Below are 24,545 nucleotides of genomic sequence, written 5' to 3'. Positions count from 1 at the left end.
TCTGGGGGTGGTTTGAGTATGCTAAAATAAGAAATCATCTATGTTTAGCAGCAGAATTTAACTTAAACCAATAATTGCTCTTCAACTACTTTATTCTGGTTTTAAGCTACATATAAAAGAGGTAAATTACACTTAAGGTATACTTCATAAGTTGTACAAATTTTTATAAAACACAAAAAAAATTGCTATAAAGTATTAATCATACAAGTTAAAACTTAGACCATTTATCTGCCCATTTTTAAATCTAACCAGATAAGAGAATAAACTTGTAATTTTACTTTTAAAGTACGACTAGCTAAATACCGAATGAAAAATACCAAATTCTATACCGAGCTTAAAAAGTCGAAGAAACCATTAGTAGAACTTCTCGCTAATGAATCTGACTTTTTAGATGTGCCCCAAACTTGGCACGTTGTCGTAGTAGATATTCAAAACTCTACGCAAGCCGTAGTAGATGGTAATCATCATCAAGTAAATTTAACGGCAACCGGAAGTATTATTTCGGTTCTGAATACAGTACGCAAATTCAAGAAAAATATTGAGATTCCTTATTTTTTTGGTGGTGATGGCGCCACCTTCCTCATACCGTTTAGCTTAAAAGATAAAGTAATAGCCGTACTTGACAATTACAGTTTACATATTAAAAGAAAGACCAATTTAGTATTAAGAGTAGGTCATGTTCCTGTAAAAAATCTGTTATCAGACCATTGTCACCTTAAGATTGCAAAACTCCAATTAACACAACGCTTAACTATCCCCATTATATTGGGCAACGGCTTACACAAAGCTGAAGAAATCATTAAATCTAATTTTAAGGAACTACCACATGCTACTTTCAATGAAAGCCTATTGAATTTAGAAGGTATGGAATGTAGATGGGAAGAAGTGAATCCTGATCAAAATCAAGCCAAAGTGGTTTGCTTGCTGTTAGATGCCGTAGAAGAAAAAGCACAACGAGAAGTATATAAAGAGGTGTTATCTAAAATGGATGAAATTTTCGGGTCATTTAACGATCGGCAACCCATAAAAAGCGAACGCTTAAAACTAGATGCCAGCTTGTACAAAATATGGGAAGAAATGAAGGTAAGCCTCGCGGATAAAAGTTGGTCGTACTTTTTAAAAAATTGGATCAAAACCAATATTGGTCGTGCATACTTTAGTCTTTCTAAAAGCGGCAAGCAGTATTTAAAGCAAATTGGTCAATTATCACACTCATTTATGTTAGACGGTATGATTAATACCATTTTTACTGCAGATCAAGATAAAATAGATCGCTTTACTAGCTTTCTTGATGAATTAGAGGCAGAACATAAAGTAATATATGGTATTCACGTAACGCACGCCTCAGTAATGTCATGCTATGTATTGGATATGAAAACCAGCCACTCCCATTTTGTGGACGGTACCGAAGGCGGATACACGTCTGCGGCGAAAATGCTAAAAATCAAGAAAAAGGCAAAATCCCAATAAGTTTTAACCCAAAATATCTTCTAACTAAAGTGTTGTAAGTTTTATTAGGTCAATTAATAAAATGTTAGAGCAAATCTATATCTGATTGTGTGGCTACCTTGCTGTCATTAGTAATAATTAAAATTATAAAGATGATTACAGAAGATAAAAGCATTCACAAAACAAAAAGCACTGGCGGGTTAGAAAATGATACTCCTCAGAATAATGGTATATCTCAAAACGAAAATTCAAATGAAACCTTAGATGAACCCGTAAATAATGGCGGAGTAGCAACGTCTAGCTATGATTTACATCTAGAAAAGCAATGGTTGGCAGTAAAAGATGAATATTTAGCGAATTTTCCAGAAACACAAGATGTAGACGATAATGGAGAGCTGGACGGTGTTGAAGCTTTAATAAGCACTATTGCAAAAAGAAGAAAGAAATCTGAACAAGAGATTCATGATGAAATTATGAACTGGTCATTAAACAAATAGAGATGAAAAATATTATATATATTTTAGTAGCCGCATTGGTCATAAGTTGGATATTAGGCTTTGTTGTTTTTAAGGTTATGGGAGCACTTGTTCATTTACTATTGTTACTAGCCGTAGTATTATTAATCTATAATTGGTTAAGCAACAAGACAAGTACTTAAAAAGTTAAGTCCCTTGTATTGCAATAACTTTTTACTGTGGTAAGTACCAAGCACCACATCTTATTACTAGTTTTGCTTTTTTAAATAAAAAGCATGATTTCAGTAGATAACCTAGCCGTAGAATTCAGTGGCACTACCCTATTCAGTGACGTTTCCTTTGTCATAAACCCAACCGATAAAATTGCCTTAATGGGTAAAAACGGAGCCGGTAAATCTACCATGATGAAGATTATTGCCGGTGAGCAAAAAGGAACTCGAGGCAATGTTAGGGTACCAAAAGATGCTGTCATTGCTTATTTACCACAACATTTACTTACAGAAGATAATTGTACCGTTTTTGAGGAAGCTGCTAAAGCATTTAAGCATGTTTTCAGCATGCGCGATGAAATGGACAAGCTGAACAAAGAACTAGAGACCAGAACAGACTATGAGAGTGATGCCTACATGAGCATCATCGAAAAGGTATCTGATCTTGGTGAAAAATACTATGCTTTAGACGAAGTCAATTACGATGCTGAAGTTGAAAAGGCATTAAAGGGATTAGGATTTAAACAAGAAGATTTCACTAGACAAACCAATGAGTTTAGTGGTGGTTGGCGTATGCGTATAGAATTGGCAAAAATTCTATTACAAAAACCAGATTTAATTCTGTTAGATGAGCCTACAAACCACATAGATATAGAATCGGTTATTTGGTTAGAAGACTTTTTGTTGAATAAAGCCAATGCTGTTATGGTAATTTCTCACGATAGGGCTTTTATCGACAACATTACCAACCGCACCATTGAAGTAACCATGGGGCGCATTTACGATTATAAGGCGAACTATTCTCACTATTTACAATTACGTGAAGATCGTAGGTCTCATCAAATAAAAGCCTACCAAGAGCAGCAAAAATTCATTGCCGATAACATGGCTTTCATAGAGCGATTTAAAGGCACCTATTCTAAAACGAATCAGGTGACATCGCGAGAGCGCATGTTAGAAAAGCTAGAGATTATTGAAATAGATGAGATAGATACATCATCTTTAAAATTACGCTTCCCTCCAGCTCCAAGATCAGGTGATTATCCTGTCACTGTAAAAGATGTTTCTAAATATTATGATGACCATATTGTTTTTAAAGATGCCAATATGTCTATTGCAAGAGGCGAAAAAGTATCTTTTGTTGGGCGTAACGGAGAGGGTAAATCTACCATGATAAAAGCCATATTGGGTGAAATTCCCGTAGAGGGCACATGTCAACTAGGTCACAATGTCAAGGTAGGGTACTTTGCCCAAAACCAAGCTTCATTATTAGACCCAGATCTAACCATATTTCAAACGGTTGATGAAGTTGCCTTTGGCGACATTCGAAATCAGATTAAAAATATTTTAGGTCGCTTTATGTTTAGTGGTGACGATATTGATAAAAAAGTAAGTATGCTATCTGGTGGAGAAAAAACCCGATTGGCGATGGTAAAATTATTATTAGAGCCGGTTAACCTTTTAATATTAGATGAACCAACCAACCACTTAGATTTAAAATCTAAAGATGTATTAAAAGAAGCCTTATCAACGTATGATGGTACATTGATATTAGTTTCTCACGACAGAGATTTTCTACAAGGCCTGTCACAAAAAGTATTTGAATTTAAAGAGCAACGTGTATTAGAACATTTTGAGACTATTGACGCTTTCTTAGAGCGAAATAAAATTAAGAGTATTGCCGAAATCAATTTAATGAAATAAAAATTTTCTTTTCTATTAATCTAAATAAAGAAGATAGTCGAATAATCATAAAAGAATGGCAAATATTTTCATCTGTAAAATATTACTATTTCTATGTTCATCAATAGTATTAAACTATTAGTTCTAATACTACTATAATATTGGTTAATTATATATAGAAAGAATATATCTTTCACTTATTCCTACAAAAAAATAGCATATTCTTTCTACAAATTTTAAATAACGAATACTTAAAAAATTACAACTCATTATTTATTTAAAAATTAAAAGCGCTTAATAAAACCAAATCTGCAAATAAATTTAACATTTGCAAATGATTGTTGGTATCCTACAACTAAAAACAGCGCTTTCACAACATTTTATTTTCACACACTTATAAATAATTATTTTTACTTTAATATTATTTTTCTTACAAATATTAAGGAATAATATTATGCATATAAATGTAAGTATTCTAAATCGAAATAAGAGATGAAAATATTAAGGGAAACTAGACAAACTATAAAAGATACCAAAAAGATAAATTTTCTCTGCACGACGCAAAATAATAATAACACAAGAATTCTTATAAAAAAGTTTCTTTTCAATCCTTTTATATGTCATTCCCAACATTAGATAATTATCTATATAAAAATCACTTAATCATTTCAAATTTAATTACCCCATATCGACACTTATTCCTATTTGGCATACACATATCCGTAATCTACACACATGAAATTATAATAGAGAATTTTTAGATTATTATTATCGATATGTAAATTTTTATGATTGAATTTTAAACTACTCATAACACACACCTATAAACCAATCCCCCTATTATGAAATATCACAAGAATCCTTTCCACATTTTTACTGTGAAAAAAATAGTATTTGGGGTATTATTTTTTAGCATATTATTTATACAAACTGCTCAGACCCAAGATACGGATGGTGATTCAGTAAATAATGATATTGATTTAGATGATGACAATGATGGTATACCAGATGAAATAGAGAACAAAGAATGTGCTCTTTTTTCAGAAGATTTTAATACGGGCTCATACCCAGGTGATGAATTACCTATAGGTTATACCACGTATAATTATAGAAGTGATATCGTTACTAATGCAAATTATCCAGATGCTTTAAATGACGGAGATTATACCATAGCAAATTTTGTAAATCAACCAGAAGGAAGCTGGCAACCAAATTTAGGAGATCATACTACTGGCTCCGGATATATGATGGTAGTAAATGCAAGTTATGCTGTGGGAGATTTTTACAATAGAACCGTAACTGTAACTCAAAATACCACATACAAATTTTCTGCTTGGCTAGTAAATGCCAATAGCGATGGAAATCAAACATATTGCGAAACACAACCGGATGGTTACATTTTACCAAACGTAAGGTATGAAATTAGAGATTTAGATAATGCTAATCTACTTATTGCTTCATTTGATACAGGAGACATTGCGAGAACAGGTGAATGGATTAATTATAATTTCGAATTCAATACTGGTACTTCCACGAACCTAGAAGTTGCTTTAATAAATAATAATACAGGTGGTTGTGGTAACGACTTAGCTTTAGATGATATTTCATTAATACCTACCTCATTATCAGGTGGTGGTATTCCTTGTGATTTTGATGGTGATGGCATACCAAATTCAGAAGATTTAGATTCTGATAACGATGGTATTTATGATATTGTTGAAGCCGATGGAGTTGATGTAAATAATGACGGACTTGTAGATAATACAGACGATTTAGATAATGATGGTTTAGTTGATATCTATGATAATAATTGTGCAAATACCTCTAGTGGCATCGTAAATGCTTCAGCTGCCAGTGTTTTATCGGGTTCAATTTCAAATGAAAACTATGCTACTGGCTTAACGGGTTTAACTGATGCTACGGCAGCCGTATCTAATAACGGTGCACAATTACTATTGAATATGGGCACAGTAATTCCTTCTGGTAGCATCATAACCGTTTATATGGCACACGCAACAGGCGGTAGTCAACAAGGTCAAATACATCAATCTAATGCTTCTGGAAATCCTATAGGGGGCGAAATATTAAACTATAGCGTAGATGGAAGTACGGTAACTGCTTATAACGTCACAACTAATGTTGACACACAATATTTTAGAATTACAACGTATTGGGCTGATGTTCAGATTTTTGGAATTGAAGTTAATGCTACCACAACAATCAACTGCTCTGGCAATAGCCTAACCCCACCAGAAACAACATCAGGAACACCCAACTTTTTAAATCAAGACTCTGATGGTGATGCCTGTTCAGATGTAAAAGAAGCAGGTTTTACAGATGCTGATGAAGATGGTGAAGTTGATGGCACCGGATATTCTACCTTAGGTGTAGTTGAAGGTAGTAACGGGTATACTGGTACAACCACTGCGGTTATAGATACTTCTAACTCTAGTGCTTGCGGAGGTCCTGCTGGTCCTGATTATGATGATGATGGCATTTTAAATGATGTTGATTTGGATAATGACAACGATGGTATTTTAGATGCCGATGAATTAGCATTATGTACACAAACAAGAGTTGAATGGGAACACAATGATTCTGAAATTCCAAATGCTTCAACTGTAGGAAGCACGAACCCAGGAGACTCTGATTATGCAACTTATGATAGACGTACCTTAATAAGTAGTTCAAATTTTACTTCGGCGGCGAATATTTCATTTGGCTCGCTAAATGAAACAGGCAGTCAGTATACTTATGTTTTTGACAATGCCAATCAGAGTAGTTTTGCTACTGCAAAATCAGCAAATCATTACGTAGAAATATCCTATACACCGGCTGTAGATTTATGGACACAAAATATTGCTATAGGTTTTTATTCTAGTAGCAGTGGTCCAGATACTACGTATGGTAATTTTGATATGGCGCTTGAAATGGATACCAATGCTAGTTTTAGCAGTCCAACAATTAAAGTGCAAGATTTACATGTAGATAGTATGATTCCAAATGATTATCTATCTTATAGTATTGCCTCTAATGATTATTTGTCTGCAGGTACCACGTACTATTTTAGATTTTACCTATACAATAACCAGAACGGAACAGGTAGTGTAAGATTTGATGATGTTGGTTTTGAACACGCATTGGCTTGTGATACCGATGGAGATGGAATTCCTAACATTTTTGATTTAGATTCTGATAATGACGGAATTTATGATGCTGTAGAAGCGGGTCATAATGTTACACAAACAGAAGGAGAAATTACAGGTAACGTAGGTCTTGACGGCGTACCAAATGCTGTGCAAGGTGGAGGAAACGAAGACGCAGGTACAGTTAATTATACCATTTCAGATTCAGAAATAGTACCAGATGATATTCCAGATTATTTAGACTTGGATAGTGATGGTGACGGGCTTCCAGATAATATAGAAGCACAAACAACAACTGGTTATGCAGCACCAATTGCTGATGATGCAATAACATATGAAACAAATAAAGGGGTAAACTCTTCATATTTAGGTGGCTTAAATCCAGAAAACACAGATGGTACGGATACACCCGATTATTTAGATTTAGATTCTGATAACGAAGGTGATGACGATACTACGGAAGCAGGTTTCTCATTGGCTAATGCCGATGCAGATAATGATGGGTTAGATGATAATACAGATGCTACGTCTGGTTATTCAGACCCTAATGGTGCTATCGATGATCCTATAACATTACCAAATACTCAAAATTCGGGAACTACGGAAGTCGATTATCGTGAAGATCCTGCAGTCAACCCTTGCGGTACAATAGATTCTGATAACGATGGTATTTTTGATGGATGCGATTTAGATGATGACAATGATGGTATACTAGATACAGATGAATGCCCTTCAGTTGTTGGCTCAGTTAATTCAGGTAACAATTCAACTCACTTAACTGGTTTTTATGAAGCAAATGGGAATAATATATTAGGATTTACTATAAATCCGGAGTATGCCTCAAAAGTACTTCCATCGACTTCAGGTATACAAATACGATGGGATCAAGGAACAACAGATGCTGTTACCTTAATAGATCTTATATTAGATGCACCAACTTCAGGAAGATTAGAGTCTGTTATTTTAGGAAATGGAGCAGAAGGTGTTACGATTTCAACTACCAATGCTTACAAAGAAATAACCCTTACATGGAGTGGAGGTGGTTCAGCTATCTTAAATGACCCTTTAGATGAAGTTACAGGTCGAGATACCGGAGATATTCTATTTTCAGGCGATGTTATTGAAATTAATAATGGAATTCGTTATTCTTTGCAAGATACAGAGTGGAGTATTGAGGTTGATATGTCCAATGTAACAACTTTTCCAACAACAGTTTCGTTTTCTGCAGATTCAAGCATTGGTTCAAATTATAATAGAGAAGGTTTTGCATTTACACCCGTTATTAATTGTCCTGATACAGATGGAGATGGAATTTCAAATTCGTTAGACCTAGACTCGGATAATGACGGTTGCCCAGATGCTTTAGAAGGTGACCCTAATTTTAATTATTCAGATTTAGATACAGACACTTCATTAGGAGACACCGTTGATACCGACAATATTAGTCCAACTTACGGTGTACCAACATCTGCGGGTGCAAGTACAGTTGGTAGTTCTGAAGATGCTGTGACACAAGCAACGGAGTGTGACTCTTGCGATAGTGAAAGTACACTATTTGTTGATAGCGATGGAGATACAATTGGAGATGGATGTGATGACGACGATGATAATGATGGTATTTTAGATACCGAAGAAGATTCCTGTACGGGTTACACTGTAGTTAGACCAAGTGATTTAGGCTATACAGGTAATGAGGTAATTGCAAATGCAGTACATGATGTAAGTAATCTATTTGGGTTAAGCACTGGGGCTGTAATACTAACGCTTAAAGATGCCTACGTGAATGCCACAGGTAGTTCTTGGAACACTTCAGTATTAAACCCAGCTTCTTCCATTGCCATTACGGGTACAATTCCTACACGAGTACGAATAGACCATGGTTCTGGACTCGCTTCTGTGGGTAGTAAAGAAGGAATTCGTTCCAATGGAGAAGAGTTTAATTTTACAGGAGTTCTTAATACAGGCTTTACCGCTATCAGTCAAGGCAATGAATATTATGTGGAAAGAGATGCCTCGTCAGTTGATAATAATGCAGGTACCGAAACATGGGAGTCCGACAGTTATACTTCATTTGTAGAATTTTTCACTTCAGATACAGCTAGTGTTGTTATTTTTAGAATGTGTCCAGCAACAGATACTGATGATGACGGTATTGCTGACCATTTAGATACCGATTCTGATAACGATGGTTGTCCAGATGCTTCAGAAGCAGGTCATGTTTATGATAGTGTTGAAGATGAGGTTGATGGTATAGGGTACGGTACAGATGGTCGTGTTACTGGTGCAACTACTTCGTATACAGGTACAAATACCGGGGTTACAACTGCTGCAGACACTAGTATTTATACTGCTCCAACAGATCAAGAAGAGCGGGTTGGAGATGATGCTACTTTTACTGTAGCAGCTTCTGCACTAGAAGCCTCTTCGTATACTTCTGGAACACCAACTTATGATGTTAATGCCGATGCAGGATTAAGTTACCAATGGCAAGTAAGTACAAATTCTGGCTCAACTTTTTTAGATATTTCTGAAGCTACAAATGCTAGTTTAACAATTTCAGATGTTACGCTAATAATGGATGGTAATATTTACAAGGTATTAGTTAGTAATGCCAACAATACCTGTTCAGAAGAAGCTGAAGCTACCTTAACAATACTAAATAATGTAGATGCAATAAATGATGTAGAATCAATTACTATTATAGAGGGTTTTACGGGAGTAACAGATGTGTTGAATGTATTTGATACTGATGAGTTTAACGGTGTTACTCTTACTCCAACAAGTGTTACGATAACACCAGTAACCAACGGACCTTTAACAGTTAACGGTGATGGTTCTGTAGATGTTGCTAATAATACAGGTACAGGTTCTTACACTGTAAACTACCAAATATGTGATGCGACTAACTCTACAAATTGTGATATCGCTACGGTTACTATAAATGTTGGCGTTAATAGTTTACCGATTGCGCAAGATGATGAGGTTTCAGTTGCTCAAAATTCAAACAATAATAGTATTGTAGTCTTAGCTAATAATGGTAATGGTCCTGACTCCTTTGGTAGCGACGGTCCAAATTCCGGAGCAATTACACTTCCTAGTGCTACAACTACCAATGGAGGTACGGTTTCAATAGATAATAATAGTACGCCATTAGACCCAACAGATGATGCTGTATTATACACACCTGCGGCAAGTTACAGTGGTGCTGATTCATTTACGTATACAATTACGGATGCAAATGATGATACATCCACAGCTACTGTAAATGTTACGGTTGTTCCAACACCAACTATCGCAATAAATGTAGTAGCCTTAGATGACATTATCAATGCTACAGAAGACGATAGTCCTGTGACTATCTCTGGTACAACAACTAATGTAGAAAATGGACAAATTGCAACAGTAGTATTAAACGGAACTACCTATTCTCCTGTAATAACAGGAAATGCATGGAATTTCGATATAACTGCTATGGAAGCGCAAGCTTTGGACCCTACGGAAACTATTACTGCAGATGTAGAAAATAGTTCAGGCACTTCTGCTGTTCAAGCCACTAAAGATATTCAACATATTACCACATTGCCAGTTCCAGTTCTAGAAATTGACGATATCACCGCAGATAACATCCTAAACGCAGCAGAAGCTATTGCCGGTGTTGCCGTAGCAGGAACTGTATCTGGTGATTTCAATACAGGAGATACGGTAACCTTAACGGTAGATGGTACCAATTATACAGGTTCTGTAGACGCATTAGGTGATTATAGCATCGATGTACCTGGTAGCAAACTGGCTGCCGATGCAGATACCATAGTTGATGGTAGTGTGACCACTACGGATACCGCCGGTAATTCTACTAATGCAACGAATACACAATTGTATGTTATAGATACAACGGCTCCAACTATTACAATTAGTGTAGTTGCTGGTGACGATATCATCAATGCAACGGAAGATAATAATGATGTCACTATTAATGGCACAACAACAAATGTCGAAAATGGACAAACGGTAACGGTAACCTTAAACGGGGAAATCTATACCACTATTGTTTCAGGAAATACGTGGACATTAGATGTTCCTTCAGCAGATACTCAGGCATTAAATGCTACAGAAATTATCAGTTCAAATGTCAATGACCTTGGAGGGAATCCTGCAACACAAGCTAATCGTGTTATTCAACATATCGTGACTCTTCCTTCTATTAATATTACCACTCCTATTGAAGGGGATAATACTGCCGATATTAGCGAAGCATTCGATGTTACTATTTCTGGAACGACTACAGATATTGAAGACGGTCAAATTGTTACCGTTACCTTTGATGATGGCGTCAATACAACAATTACAACTGCTGCTACAGTTAATAATGGTACTTGGATAGCTACTGATGCAAATATTGCTAGTTTAAATGAAGGAACTATTACTGTAATAGCGGATGTAACCGATGTTGCATTGAACCCGGCTACCGATAATGAATCTATTAATTTGGATATCACTCTTGTCGAACCTACACCTTTCATTTCTATTACTACCCCAATTGAAATAGATGATATCGTAAATGCTATGGAAGCAGGTGATATTATTATCTCTGGAATAACTCAAGATGTGGAAGATGGACAAATAGTCACAATGACCTTATCCGATGGTATAAATCCAGATGTAATTTCAACAGCAACAGTAAGTGGTGGTGCTTGGATGGCTACCGCCGTAGATATATCTGGATTAAATGATGGAAGCATTACCGTAAGTGTTAGAGTGTCTGATATTGCAGGATTCGCTGCCAATGCTAATCAATCAATTATTTTAGATACAACAGCCACTATTAATATAACCACTCCTATTGAAGGGGATAATACTGCTGATATTAACGAAGCATTCGATGTTACTATTTCTGGAACGACTACAGGTATTGAAGACGGTCAAATTGTTACCATTACCTTTGATGATGGCGTCAATACAACAATTACAACTGCGGCTACAGTTAATAATGGTACTTGGATAGCTACCGATGCAGATATTGCTAGTTTAAATGAAGGAACTATTACTGTAACTGCGGATGTAACCGATGTAGCATTGAACCCGGCTACCGATAATGAATCTATTAATTTAGATATCACTCTTGTAGAACCTACACCTATCATTTCTATTACTACCCCAATTGAAATAGATGATATCGTAAATGCTGCTGAAGCAAGTGATGTTACTATCTCTGGAACAACTCAAAACGTAGAAAATGGACAACTCGTCACAATGACCTTCTCCGATGGTATAAATCCAGATGTAATTTCAACAGCAACAGTAAGTGGTGGTGCTTGGACGGCTACAGCCGTAGATATATCTATATTAAATGATGGAAATATTACGGTAAATGCAACAGTAACAGATGTTGCGTTGAACGTAGCAACAGATTCTGAAGCTATAAGCTTAGATAAAATTAACGTTATGACTCCATTCGTTATAATTACAGAAGACCTTAATAATAATGGAATTCTAACCAGTAGTGAATTAGAAGGAGACATCGAAGTACAGATTACCATACCTGCAGATGCTGTAGCAGGTGATATTGTAATAGTGATCGATGAAAATGGAAATTCTGTAGAAGTTATTCTAGATGCTACGGATATTACCAATGGAAATATCAATTTAGAATTTGTTAGTCCAGGTGATGGAGAAACCATTATAGTAACAGCAGCTATAATTGATATCGCCGGTAACAGAGGACCTGATAGTGTTATTGACAATGCTACACTACAACTTACGTCCCCTATAACCGACAGTGATGGTGACGGACTTAACGATGATGAAGAAGTTCTTTTGAATACAGATTTGAACAATCCTGATTCTGATGGAGATCTCATAAATGATGGTCAAGAAGTAAACACAGATAATACTGACCCACTTAATGATTGTAGTTCAAATGGAGGAACAGCTTTACCTAATAGCGATTGTGATGCAGATGGGTTAACTACAGCAGAAGAATCTACCCTAGAAACTGACCCTACTAACTCTGATTCTGATAATGATGGTTTAGAGGATGGAGAAGAAGTGATTTTAGGTACAGACCCTTTAAATCCTGATTCTGATGGTGACCTTATAAATGACGGACAAGAAGTAATAGATACAACAAATCCTTTAAATGATTGTGATTCTATTGGTGGTAAAGTTTTATCAAATAGCGATTGTGACAACGATGGTTTAACAACTTCTGAAGAAGATGCAATAGGTACAGATCCTAACATTACAGATTCTGATGGAGATCTAATAAACGATGGTCAAGAAATTATTGACGGGACAGACCCATTAGATGGTTGTAACTCTAACAGGGGTACGGTACCTGTTGGTTCCGTTTGTGATATTACAATCGAAAATGATTTAATTAACCCTAATACGAATAACGGAATTTTTACTATCAATAATATTGAATCGTTTCCTAATAATAATGTTCAAATTTATAACCGATGGGGCTTACTGGTATTCGAAACTAAAGGTTATGATAATAATGGAAATGCTTTCAGGGGTATTTCAAATGGTCAAGCAATAATTAGCAAGAATAGCAAATTACCGGCAGGTGTTTACTATTACCTAATTGACTATTCAAAAAATCAAAAAACTGAAACAATGAATGGTTATTTATATATCAATAGGTAAGAGAAATAGTTGAGCTGAGATTTACAGAAAAGCTGCGAATATCTAAGAATATTAAATTTTGTGCCAACTGAAATTAGTTGTCAAAATTTTACTTTTACGTTAATTACTTTGAAATTTAAATAGGGTAAAAGAAATAAACACTATCACTTGCCAAGAATTTCATATTCGGGGTGAAAACATCTATTTTCTTGGGTTGGCACAAATCAATGGCAAGAAATTTTACACCTTAAAATAGTAGAATTATATAGTTGAAAAATTCTTTAGCCCCTCTGAGAATAAATCAAATAAGTAATAATAACAGTTTACAACGGTATAAAAAAACATAAGAAATATGTATTAAACCAAAAGGTCTGTGTTTATATTTGGCTTAATACCTATCCTTAACGTATCGCTTATCACCCACTCTACATTTCTTATACTTGCGATTAGGTATTAATAGAAAAACGAACTCTGAAACAAAATCTTAAGAAAAATTGATAAGAAAATATTCTTTAATTGTAATCAGCATTTTAGTAGTCGGCCTATTATTATATTATATAGGTTGGTCTTTTTCTCCCGGGAGCTATGGGAAAGCTGAAACCTATGAATTGAATATTTCTGAAGAAACTCTTATCGAAATTATAAATGAAGTAAAATCAGAAAATAATTTAGACACGAATAGTTTCGCTGACCATAAAAATGGACACTGGTTCTCTGTCTATTTTGAGTATAAAGATAAAAACCAGATCATTCATGCTTTGATTAGGCCGAAGAATAAAAAATCGACAACTTTTTATTTTTCTGCATATAAAAACAAAACTGACAGCGGAAATTGGATTGATGCGAATGAATATTTTTGGTGGTGGAAAAACTCGCAAGCAAAAAAGGAATTTAAATCAAGAATATTGAATAAAATTGAGCAAAAAATAAAAACACAAGTACTCAATACTGATTAGATACCATTACTGCTTATGATTAATCCAAAGGGTGTTGTGTGTTTATAATGTAGCTGAATCAAATGAATTTAGCTTTAGACAAAAAAATAAATCAAAACTATAAGAGTACACTTTTAACTTGCAGGAATGCAAATAGTATTATCTACTGTCTCAACGCAACCTCATCCTCACGAAAGACCAACAGCCTCTGCCATTTCAAAAGTACTTTATCTTAGCCCATAAACTGTTGAATTATTGTAAATTAGCAGTACTAAAACACACAGACCATAAATGAAAAATTTCTATTTTACTTTCTTAACCATTTTCGCTCTATCGTTCACGATACATTCTCAAACAGTAGATACCCTAGTAGATATTGGTGGCTATAATATGCATTTCAATATTATGAAAGGAGAAGGAACTCCTATTCTTTTTGAAGCTGGTGGCGGTGATGACAGTTCTGTTTGGGCACCTATTTTAGAAAGGATACATAAAGTTACAGGTACAACGCTAATTACCTATGACAGATCAGGTTTCGGACAAAGTGAATTGAATCCGAAATTGAAGAACGATTCAGATTTCGATATTGAAAACGGAATAAAGGAATTAGAATCCGGACTTGCAAAATTAGGATACGATGATGATATTATTTTGGTTTCACATTCCTATGGTGGTCTCTATAATCTATTATACGCGAATAATCATCCTAAGAAAATAAAATCGATTGTTTTAATAGATGCTACGCTAAGTGATTTTTGGAATGATGATTTCTTAGCTATGAGAGATATGTTTGTTGACATAAATACCATACCAAAGGGTACCGGCGATTATTACCTGAATTTTAATTACAATGAAATTATGCGTTCATTACGAAACACTCAGTTTCCTGAAAATATTCCTGTTACAAATATTTTTCCAGATAAATCCGCTCCAGTATATCCAGAAGAATATTCAAATAGATGGAAAAAAGTTCATTTAGATTTAGGTAATAATAACAACAATGTAACCAACATTATAGCTGAAAGCAGTGGTCATGCTATTTTTTATGATAATCCTGGTTTAGTAATCAACGCCATTGTTAAAGCCTATGTAAAAACATTAGACGAAAATCAACAAAATGTAGTCTTACAAAAGGCATTAGACAATGCTATTGACTTAGCAATTGTAACTAAGGTCCATAATCGTTCAGAACACGACTTAAATACATTGGGCTACTCCTTTTTACAAACCCAAAAATTAGACAAAGCACTAGATGTATTTAAAACAACAACACTATTATTTCCAGAAAGTGCCAATGCTTATGATAGTTATGGTGAAGCTTTACTCATGGCAGACAAGAAGGATGAAGCTATTAAAATGTATGAGAAATCTATAGACTTGAACCCTAATAATGAACACGGTAAAGAGGTACTGTTGAAATTGAAAGAAGATTAATACTTAAATAGAAATATTAAATATTACAACGCATTCGTATGGGTCTATTTGATTTTTTAAAGAAGAGCGACAATAAACAAGAACTAGTTCAATTACAATCTAAAAAAGAAGCGAACATTGCAAAAATCAAGCAGTACATTGACATACCAGAATCTATAGCAGATAGAGCAGCCGACATCGACAAAATCACCACGAATAAAGATTTAGATGTGGAGACTAGGGTTAACCAACTCATGAAAATTTATGAATCGTTAACTGATGACCAAAAAAGAACTAGAGGAGGTAGATATGTAATTATACATATTGCAGAAGTTTGTTTTTCCGAAAGATGGATTGAAGATGCTTTTGATAATTTCAATTTTGCAATGCAATTTAAAGACACTATCGGCAATCCGTTTTTACATTTAAGGCTAGGGCAATTAAACTATTTAGTGCAGAACAAAGATAAAATGCATGATGAGTTAAGCAGAGCCTTAATTATGGTTGGAGAACCAATTTTTAAAGATGAAGACCCAAAACTTATTGAAATGGTCAAAAGCATATTAAAGGAACCCGGAGATTGTTCTTGGACAGAATACGAAGGTCAAGATTGGGCAATAACCAAATAGTAAGCTATAATGACCAAAAAAATAGTATTGACGCTCTTATTAGTCATAACAACAACTATTTCATTTTCTCAATATACTTGGACCAACGGTGAGGTAATCCTTAAAAATGGTAAGACTATTTCAGGCGAAGTTAAGATTCCTGTAGTTTCAAAAGACTTAATACATTTTAACGGTAAATCTAAGGTTAGAGTAAAAGACAAAACAAAGGGTGGAAAATCCGTATTTGACGAAGATGAAGTAGAGTTAATTAAATTTATCTACTCTGATAACGAAGTCGCATATTTCACATACATACCTGTTTCTAAAAAGAAAAAAGAAATATTTTGCATTATCACCACTGGTCCTGTTACCCTCTATGGCAGAGCTGTTGGAATGACTTCAAGCTACCCTGGCATGATCACCTTTCACAGCCTAAATGAATTTTATGCTCAACGAGCTAATGAAAAAATTGCAACACCTTTACAAACTGCAAGACCCTCAAAATCATTTAAGAATCGCGCAATTGACTACTTCAGTAATTGCCCTACAGTAGTATCCAAATTAAAAAATAAAACTCTTAACAAAGATGATATCATGAGAGTTATTGAAGAATACAATGATTGCGCAGGCTAACTCTTTAGTATTATAACAAACAACAAAACAGTATCATGAACGTTACTAAAGCTCAACTTAATCCATAAATTATCATGTATAATAAAGTATTTTTAGTAATTGTAATGATAGTCGCCTTTGTAAAAACAAGCACAGCGCAAGAGTTACAAACACAAGTAGAAGCAATCAATGCATTTATAGAAGGGCATAGTGAAGGCAACAGAAATTATTATGCAAAAATTAATGCAACGCAAGGTAACGTGTACTTCTATAATGAAATACAGCATGCAATGCAGCTCACATTCCCTGTTCTAAAAATGGACGCTGATAATATAAAAATCACCAAAAAAGGACTGACATTCTATCCTAAAGAAAAAGGCTTGGTTGTGATTAAAAATTTTTCAACTTTTGCTGCTAAAGACATTGGTACGGCTTGGCTTAATATTATTAAAATGAGCAAGAAAGATAAAACGGAACTACAAAAAATGATGAAGAAGTTCATTATAGATTATCAAACTGCAATGAAATAGTAGCTTCTAATCAAACGACTGTTTAGTAAAGAAAAAGCCCTAAGAATATATACCTTAGGGCTTTTTGTTTGTATGAATTAGGGTGTTATTTACCACCGTCCAATTTATCTTGTAAAGTTTTTAATTTATCCCAATCACCAGAAGCAGCTAATTTAGCTTGTTTTGGCCAGCTACCTGGTTTATGCATAGTATAACGTGGTCCGGCTTCTTTTAAAATTCCTTCAAGTGTTTTTACAGAAGCTCCTGCTAATTTCTCAAAAGTTCCTATCCCCTTCTCTGTTAATATAGAAGCAATTTTAGGTCCTATACCTTCAATTTTCTTTAAATCATCTTTCTTAGCCTTAGCTGCAGGTTTCTTTGCTACAGGCTTTTTAACTGCAGGTTTTTTGGCAGCTGCCTTTTTAACCGGTTTCTTTTTCGCCGGTAATGCGGTTAAATCAACAACACTATTATCTATGCCTGCATACGGAGATGGAACATAAGCATCAGCGGCATGGTCATTAAACCATCCTTTGTCTTCGCTCAAGTATCTAAACTCATAACTTTTACCTGTTTCCAGTTTTATACTTTTTACATACGATCCGTTCTTTTTTTCCATTTGGTAAGAACTATCGTTGGTTTGCCAATCATTGAAGTCTCCCAACAATATCACATTCGCCTCACTTGGAGCTTCATTTGCCCCAACGGTAAACGTAACCGTAGTATGCGTACCCTTTCCTTTTGTCTCTTTTGTTAATGCCATTTTTCTGTAGTGTTTTAATTCTAGATAAAAGTTACATAGAAATTACTCATTTTCAAAAGTTTGCATTAAAATATTAGAAGATTTTAAAATATTGGATAAGATTGGTCTATTGAAATGCCTTTTAATTAAAAAGACAACAACTAATTATTAAATCTATATTATGATTATTACTTTAATACAGACCGAATTGGTATGAACTAGTTAAAAAAACAATTTTATATAATTTATAAAATATATTATCGTAATATTGCAATGAAACAATTAAGTTAAAAGAATGGGATTAGCAAAAACAGAGATGTTTACCGATGAGCAGAACAAGATTTCCATGTTCGCAAAAGCCTTTGGGCACCCTGCACGGGTTGCTATATTACAGCATTTATTCAAGATAGACACTTGTATTTGTGGCGATTTAGTCAGCGAAATAGGCTTAGCACAACCTACCATATCGCAACACCTTAAAGAATTGAAGAATTTAGGATTAATAAAAGGTAATGTAGAAGGTACTAGCGTTTGTTATTGTATAGATAAAGACAACTGGTCTAGCATGAAAGATATTATGGCGCAATTTCTAGATCAAGATATCTCTAGCAACAGTTGCTGTTAAAAAAAATTTAACTTAATTAATCGTTTTATTGCGATATAATAATATTAAGAAGCAAAAATTTAAAACATAGCATTATGAAATTATCAGAAATTAAAAATCATTTGACAAAACTGGACACTATAGCATTTGAATTACCAAATGGTGAGTTAGTGCCAAACCATTTTCACGTAACCGAAGTAGGTAAGATCACCAAGAATTTTATCGATTGCGGTGGTACGGTCAGAAATGAAGAAGTAGTAAATTTTCAACTTTGGAATGCCAATGATTATGATCATAGATTACACCCAGAAAAGTTGATCAATATTATTGAACTATCGGAAAAGGTTTTAGGGATAGATGATTTGGAAATTGAGGTTGAATACCAAGGACAGACCATAGAGAAATTCGGATTAGATTTTGACGGTACCAATTTCAAACTAACCTCTAAACAAACAGACTGTTTGGCAAAAGATAATTGTGGTATTCCTGAAGAAAAGCAAAAAGTAAAACTTTCGGATATTAATAATGAACCATGTTGTGCACCTGATGGCAATTGCTGTTAACCTTTAAATAAACCAAAGAAAATGATTACTACAAAAACAAATATGTTACCAGAAATTGAGAGTTTAATTAAAGAACTGAATACCAATTCTATCACAGCAGATCGTAAAGTTGTTTTACAACCATTGGTAGATTACATTCAGGAGAAAACGAATGCTAGTGAGGAAATCAGAATAAATTTCATCTGCACCCACAACTCCAGAAGAAGTCATTTATCTCAAGTTTGGGCACAGACTATAGCAAACTATTATGGTATTAAAAATGTGTTTTGCTATTCTGGTGGTACAGAAGCTACCGCCCTATTCCCTATGGTGGCGGAAACATTAAAAAATCAAGGTTTTCAGATTCAAAAATTATCAGAAACCAGTAATCCGGTTTATGCCATTAAATTTTCTGAGAACGAGCATCCGGTAATTGGCTTTTCTAAATCATATGAAGATCCTTTTAATCCGTCAGCACAATTTGCAGCAGTCATGACATGCTCTCAAGCAGATGGCGGTTGCCCCTTTATAGCTGGAGCGGAAAGAAGAGTTCCTATAACTTTTGAAGACCCAAAGGCTTTTGATAATACTCCTCAGCAAGCAGAAAAATATGCTGAAAGAAGTATACAGATTGCAACGGAATTATTTTACATATTCTCACAAATCAACAAGTAAAAATGGCTTCTAAAAAATTAAGTTTTCTAGATAAAAATCTAACCTGGTGGATTTTTGCCGCCATGGCTCTTGGTGTTGGTATAGGGTACTTCTTCCCCACTTTCCCTGATTTCATTAATTCATTTAGCAGTGGCAGCACAAATATTCCTATTGCTATTGGGTTGATTTTAATGATGTATCCGCCACTGGCAAAGGTAAATTATGCATTGCTACCTAAGGTGTTTAGAAATACCAAAATACTATCTATAAGTCTAATTCTAAACTGGATTATAGGTCCTGTTTTAATGTTTATACTTGCCATTACCTTTTTATCTGACTATCCAGAATATATGGTTGGTCTTATTCTTATTGGTTTAGCACGTTGTATTGCCATGGTTTTGGTTTGGAACGACCTGGCCGATGGTAGTAGCGAGTATGGTGCAGGGTTAGTTGCACTGAACAGTATTTTTCAGGTATTTGCCTATAGCTTTTATGCATGGATATTTATTACCGTACTTCCACCCTATTTTGGGTTTGAAGGCGCAATCGTAGATATTTCTATTGGCACCATTGCCGAAAGTGTAGCTATCTATTTAGGTTTACCCTTTTTAATGGGAATATTAAGCAGGCTGATTTTAGTGAAGTTAAAAGGCGAAGAATGGTATACCAACAAATTCATACCGGCAATTTCACCAATGACATTGATAGCATTATTATTTACCATTGTTATCATGTTCTCTTTAAAGGGAGAATTAATAGTAGAAATACCTATGGATGTGCTCATCATTGCAGTACCATTACTAATCTACTTCACCTTAATGTTCATTATCGGATTCTTTTTTACCAAGGCAACAGGTGCAGAATATGACAAAACAGCATCAGTAGCCTTCACAGCAGCCGGAAACAATTTTGAACTTGCTATAGCTGTAGCCATTGCAGTTTTCGGATTAAATTCCGGTCAGGCATTTGCAGGTGTTATTGGTCCACTAGTTGAAGTACCTGCTCTAATTTTTTTAGTGAAGGTTTCTTTTTGGTTGAAGAAAAAGTATTTTAATACAACTAAAGAACCAGTAGTCTAAAATAGTTTGTGCGTGTTAAATCACGCAAGAAACCAATACATAACGGGAATTTATAATGGATTAAAGCCTCTATCTACAAATTTTGTACATAGAGGCTTATTTGTTCCATAATGTTACCTGAACAAGTACAATATGCAAAAAGTATTCAACATTCGGCAATTAGCATACAATTATCAGCAAGTATCCCTTTAATTTTGTCAAAGTATAATCAATTCTATATTCTAACAAATACGCATGAGTAAAGTAGCATTAATCACTGGGGCATCATCTGGCATGGGAAAATCTACAGCCAACATATTAAAAAGTCAGGGTTACATTGTATATGGAGCTGCAAGAAGGATGGAAGAAATGCAAGATTTAAAAGCGCAAGGAATACATATTGTGCCTTTAGACTTAACCAAAGATGATTCCATTGTAGCGTGTGTAAATACCATAATAGATAAAGAAGGTAGAATAGATATTCTAATTAACAATGCCGGTTACGGATCTTACGGCACGGTGGAAGATGTTCCGTTAGAAGAGGCCAAAAGACAGTTTGAAGTAAATTTATTTGGTTTGGCACGTATTACACAATTGATCATACCAAAAATGAGGGAACAGAAGTATGGTAGAATTGTAAACATATCCTCTATGGGTGGAAAAGTGTATTTACCATTAGGAGCTTGGTATTTTGCCACAAAACATGCTTTAGAAGGATGGAGCGATTGCCTGCGTCTAGAGCTAAAGCCATTTGGTATTGATGTAGTCATTGTAGAACCTGGCGGAATAAAAACTCCTTGGGGATTAATTGCCGCCGAAAGTTTGAGAGAAACTTCAGGTACGGGCGCCTATGCAACATTTGCAAATTCAGTGGCAGATACCATGAAAAAAGATTTTACAAATGATCGTTTTACAGATGTCAACGTATTAGGCAAGACGATAGCCAAGGCGGCTACAGTAAAAAAACCGAAAATTAGATACGTTAAAGGTTATTCTGCCAAGTTAGCAATAACGGTCCGCAAATGGTTTGGTGACCGTATATTTGATAAAGTGATTATGAGTCAATATAAATAGAATGATCAAAAGAATCTTAAAAAAAATAATGATAACAACCCTAGCTATAATAGGTATATTGGTTATCGCCGTTCTGGCATTCACCAATTTTTACCCAAGTTTTGGAGGTAACAGCACTAAAGAGCAAAAACGAACTTATGAAAAATCCAACCAGTTTAACAACGGTAAATTCCGCAATGTAAAACCTGTTCCAGAAGACTTAAGCTTTTCTGACAAGCTAAGTTTAGCGTATACTTTTTTCACCACTAATGTACCTAATGGCCGCCCCAAAGAAGATTTAAAACCACGTAAAATAGATTCAACCGATATTGCCGATTATAAAGGAGAAGCAAGATTGATATGGTTTGGGCATTCCTCTTTTTTATTACAGATCGAAGGAAAAAATATTTTAATAGACCCAATGTTTGGCGCGGTGGCAGCCCCTCACCCACTTTTAGGTGAGAAGCGTTTTAATAAAGAATTTCCAATTGCAATTGAACAATTACCACAGATTGATGCAGTTATTTTCTCACATGATCATTATGATCATTTGGATTACGAATCTGTTCTAAAAATCAAGGACAAAACAAATCACTTTTATACACCCCTTGGTGTTGGCAATCATTTGACCGCATGGGGAGTTTCTGATGCTAAAATTACAGAGATGGATTGGTGGCAAGAGACACAATTTGACTCGCTAAAATTTGTTTGTACGCCAGCACAACATTTCTCTGGTAGAGGCTTAAACAACGCACAAAGTACACTTTGGAGCTCTTGGGTAATTACTTCAGAAAACGAAAATATATTTTTTAGCGGAGATAGTGGCTACGCAGATCATTTTAAAGAAATTGGAAACAAATATGGTCCTTTTGACATTGCGTTAATGGAATGTGGTCAATACAACAAATTATGGTCAGATATTCACATGATGCCAGAAGAAACGGCACAAGCCGGCATAGACGTAAAAGCAAAAAAGATAATGCCCATTCACTGGGCAGGTTTCAAATTAGCATTGCACGAATGGACAGATCCAATTATTAGAGTTGAAGCAAAAGCTACCGAACTGAATATTAAAGTAATTGCACCACAAATTGGGCAAGAAATAATAGTAAAAGATTCAGTTACTACCTACCCAAACTGGTGGCAAAATATTTAACTTATTTGTAATGAAGGAAATAATTAAAATAGACAGTGTTGCTGATGTTCACTCTTACTTTAGTCTAGAGAAACCAAAACACCCCCTAATTTCGGTATTGCGAATTGGCGAAAATTGGAACCAAATTGGTCTAGAAAATTTTAAATATTCCTTAGGTCTTTATCATATCAGTTTAAAAGATAATTGTGCTTTTACCATTAAAAATTACGGTAGAAATTCATATGATTACCAAGAAGGTTCAATGATTTTTATGGCTCCTGATCAAATCATGGAGTTTGAAAAACAAAACATTAATACCAGAGACCAAGGTTGGACAGTAATGTTTCATCCAGATTTAATTAGAAAATCTGAATTAGGTAAAAAAATAGAACAGTTCTCCTTTTTTGAATACGCATCTAACGAAGCCCTACATTTATCAGATGATGAAAGAAAAACAGTAACCGAAATAGTTCAAAAAATAGAAAAAGAATATAGCAGTAATATAGACACTCATAGTCAAACCATTATTATCTCTAATCTAGAATTGCTACTTAATTATTGTGTAAGATTTTATGACCGACAATTTTATACAAGAACCAATTTAAACAAAGACATAGCTAGCAATTTCAATACACTATTAAAAGAATATTACAGCCAGAACAAACAAATTGAACTTGGTATACCAACGGTTCAATATTGTGGAGAAGCATTAAATATATCGGCTAAATACCTGAGCGATTTACTTAGAAAAGAAACTGGTCAGGGAACACAAGATCATATTCATCAATACATCATAGAAAAAGCCAAGAACAAACTTTTGAACTCAACAAAAAGTGCTAGTGAAATAGCTTATTCACTTGGCTTTGAATACCCCCAATATTTCAGTAAAATTTTTAAAAAGAAAACTACTATGAGTCCTAATGAGTATCGACTGAATCTAAATTAAAAGAATTTTTAGTCGCACAAACCTATAAATTTCACATTGTTGCTCACTAACTACATTTTATATTTAAAACAAAAAAACCAAACTGTTAGGTAGTTAAGAATACGTTAAACACTATCAAAAACATTCTACTCCGTATTTTATTGG

18 protein-coding genes are annotated in these 24,545 nt (G+C 34.6%); 17 read left to right on the top strand and 1 reads right to left on the bottom strand.

The annotated features are described in order from the left end of the window. The first annotated feature begins 306 nt into the window (after nt 1-306). The 10 genes from UH1x_RS17700 (at nt 307) to UH1x_RS17655 (ending at nt 17,688) form a co-directional block, all read left to right on the top strand. Nucleotides 307-1,470 (top strand): DUF3095 family protein, encoded by a 1,164-nt coding sequence (locus UH1x_RS17700; protein WP_482623285.1) that lies wholly within the window; start codon nt 307-309, stop codon nt 1,468-1,470. Between the two features lie 131 nt (nt 1,471-1,601). Beyond that, nucleotides 1,602-1,946, top strand: coding sequence for a hypothetical protein (locus UH1x_RS17695; protein ID WP_482623284.1), 345 nt, complete (start codon nt 1,602-1,604; stop codon nt 1,944-1,946). 2 nt (nt 1,947-1,948) lie between these two features. Next, nucleotides 1,949-2,107: a lmo0937 family membrane protein gene (locus UH1x_RS17690; protein WP_482623283.1), complete on the top strand. Its 159-nt coding sequence runs from the start codon at nt 1,949-1,951 to the stop codon at nt 2,105-2,107. A gap of 93 nt (nt 2,108-2,200) precedes the next feature. Further along, nucleotides 2,201-3,838 (top strand): ABC-F family ATP-binding cassette domain-containing protein, encoded by a 1,638-nt coding sequence (locus UH1x_RS17685; protein WP_482623282.1) that lies wholly within the window; start codon nt 2,201-2,203, stop codon nt 3,836-3,838. An 857-nt stretch (nt 3,839-4,695) separates the two neighbouring features. Beyond that, a complete protein-coding gene (locus UH1x_RS17680) occupies nt 4,696-13,611 on the top strand; it encodes a beta strand repeat-containing protein (protein ID WP_482623281.1) in 8,916 nt (2,971 codons plus the stop codon). A 473-nt stretch (nt 13,612-14,084) separates the two neighbouring features. Continuing rightward, nucleotides 14,085-14,546 carry a hypothetical protein gene (locus UH1x_RS17675; RefSeq protein WP_482623280.1) on the top strand — a complete coding sequence of 154 codons (462 nt, stop codon included), beginning with the start codon at nt 14,085-14,087 and terminating at the stop codon, nt 14,544-14,546. A gap of 270 nt (nt 14,547-14,816) precedes the next feature. Further along, a complete protein-coding gene (locus tag UH1x_RS17670) occupies nt 14,817-15,959 on the top strand; it encodes an alpha/beta fold hydrolase (RefSeq protein WP_482623279.1) in 1,143 nt (380 codons plus the stop codon). Between the two features lie 38 nt (nt 15,960-15,997). Beyond that, the gene (locus UH1x_RS17665; RefSeq protein ID WP_482623278.1) at nt 15,998-16,567 is read left to right on the top strand and encodes a hypothetical protein; all 570 of its coding nucleotides are present in this window, start codon (nt 15,998-16,000) and stop codon (nt 16,565-16,567) included. Between the two features lie 9 nt (nt 16,568-16,576). After that, nucleotides 16,577-17,179: a hypothetical protein gene (locus UH1x_RS17660; protein WP_482623277.1), complete on the top strand. Its 603-nt coding sequence runs from the start codon at nt 16,577-16,579 to the stop codon at nt 17,177-17,179. A gap of 74 nt (nt 17,180-17,253) precedes the next feature. Then, entirely contained in the window at nt 17,254-17,688 is a 435-nt protein-coding gene (locus tag UH1x_RS17655) for a hypothetical protein (RefSeq protein WP_482623276.1), read from the top strand. Nucleotides 17,689-17,773: 85 nt separating this feature from the next. On the opposite strand, the gene UH1x_RS17650 is transcribed toward UH1x_RS17655, so the two are convergent. Beyond that, on the bottom strand, nt 17,774-18,430 hold the full coding sequence (locus UH1x_RS17650; protein WP_405415300.1) for a helix-hairpin-helix domain-containing protein: 657 nt from the start codon (nt 18,428-18,430) through the stop codon (nt 17,774-17,776). Nucleotides 18,431-18,704: 274 nt separating this feature from the next. Here UH1x_RS17650 and UH1x_RS17645 point away from each other — a divergent pair, with 274 nt between their 5' ends. From UH1x_RS17645 to UH1x_RS17615, 7 genes are all read left to right on the top strand, one after another. Then, nucleotides 18,705-19,034, top strand: a complete 330-nt coding sequence (locus UH1x_RS17645) for an ArsR/SmtB family transcription factor (protein ID WP_159303781.1) — start codon at nt 18,705-18,707, stop codon at nt 19,032-19,034. A gap of 74 nt (nt 19,035-19,108) precedes the next feature. Next, nucleotides 19,109-19,576 carry a DUF6428 family protein gene (locus UH1x_RS17640; RefSeq protein WP_482623275.1) on the top strand — a complete coding sequence of 156 codons (468 nt, stop codon included), beginning with the start codon at nt 19,109-19,111 and terminating at the stop codon, nt 19,574-19,576. 21 nt (nt 19,577-19,597) lie between these two features. Next, nucleotides 19,598-20,230: an arsenate-mycothiol transferase ArsC gene (locus tag UH1x_RS17635; protein ID WP_482623274.1), complete on the top strand. Its 633-nt coding sequence runs from the start codon at nt 19,598-19,600 to the stop codon at nt 20,228-20,230. A 2-nt stretch (nt 20,231-20,232) separates the two neighbouring features. Further along, complete coding sequence (arsB, locus tag UH1x_RS17630) at nt 20,233-21,288, top strand: ACR3 family arsenite efflux transporter (RefSeq protein WP_482623273.1); 1,056 nt, start codon at nt 20,233-20,235, stop codon at nt 21,286-21,288. A gap of 234 nt (nt 21,289-21,522) precedes the next feature. Further along, nucleotides 21,523-22,341: an oxidoreductase gene (locus tag UH1x_RS17625; protein ID WP_482623272.1), complete on the top strand. Its 819-nt coding sequence runs from the start codon at nt 21,523-21,525 to the stop codon at nt 22,339-22,341. Between the two features lie 28 nt (nt 22,342-22,369). After that, on the top strand, nt 22,370-23,476 hold the full coding sequence (locus tag UH1x_RS17620; protein ID WP_482623271.1) for an MBL fold metallo-hydrolase: 1,107 nt from the start codon (nt 22,370-22,372) through the stop codon (nt 23,474-23,476). Between the two features lie 10 nt (nt 23,477-23,486). Further along, entirely contained in the window at nt 23,487-24,401 is a 915-nt protein-coding gene (locus UH1x_RS17615) for a helix-turn-helix domain-containing protein (protein ID WP_482623270.1), read from the top strand. The last annotated feature ends 144 nt before the right edge of the window (nt 24,402-24,545 follow it).

The organism is Maribacter sp. UH1 (assembly GCF_056839145.1).
Note: the sequence above shows the minus strand (reverse complement) of the source record. Positions and strands in the feature narration are given on the sequence as shown.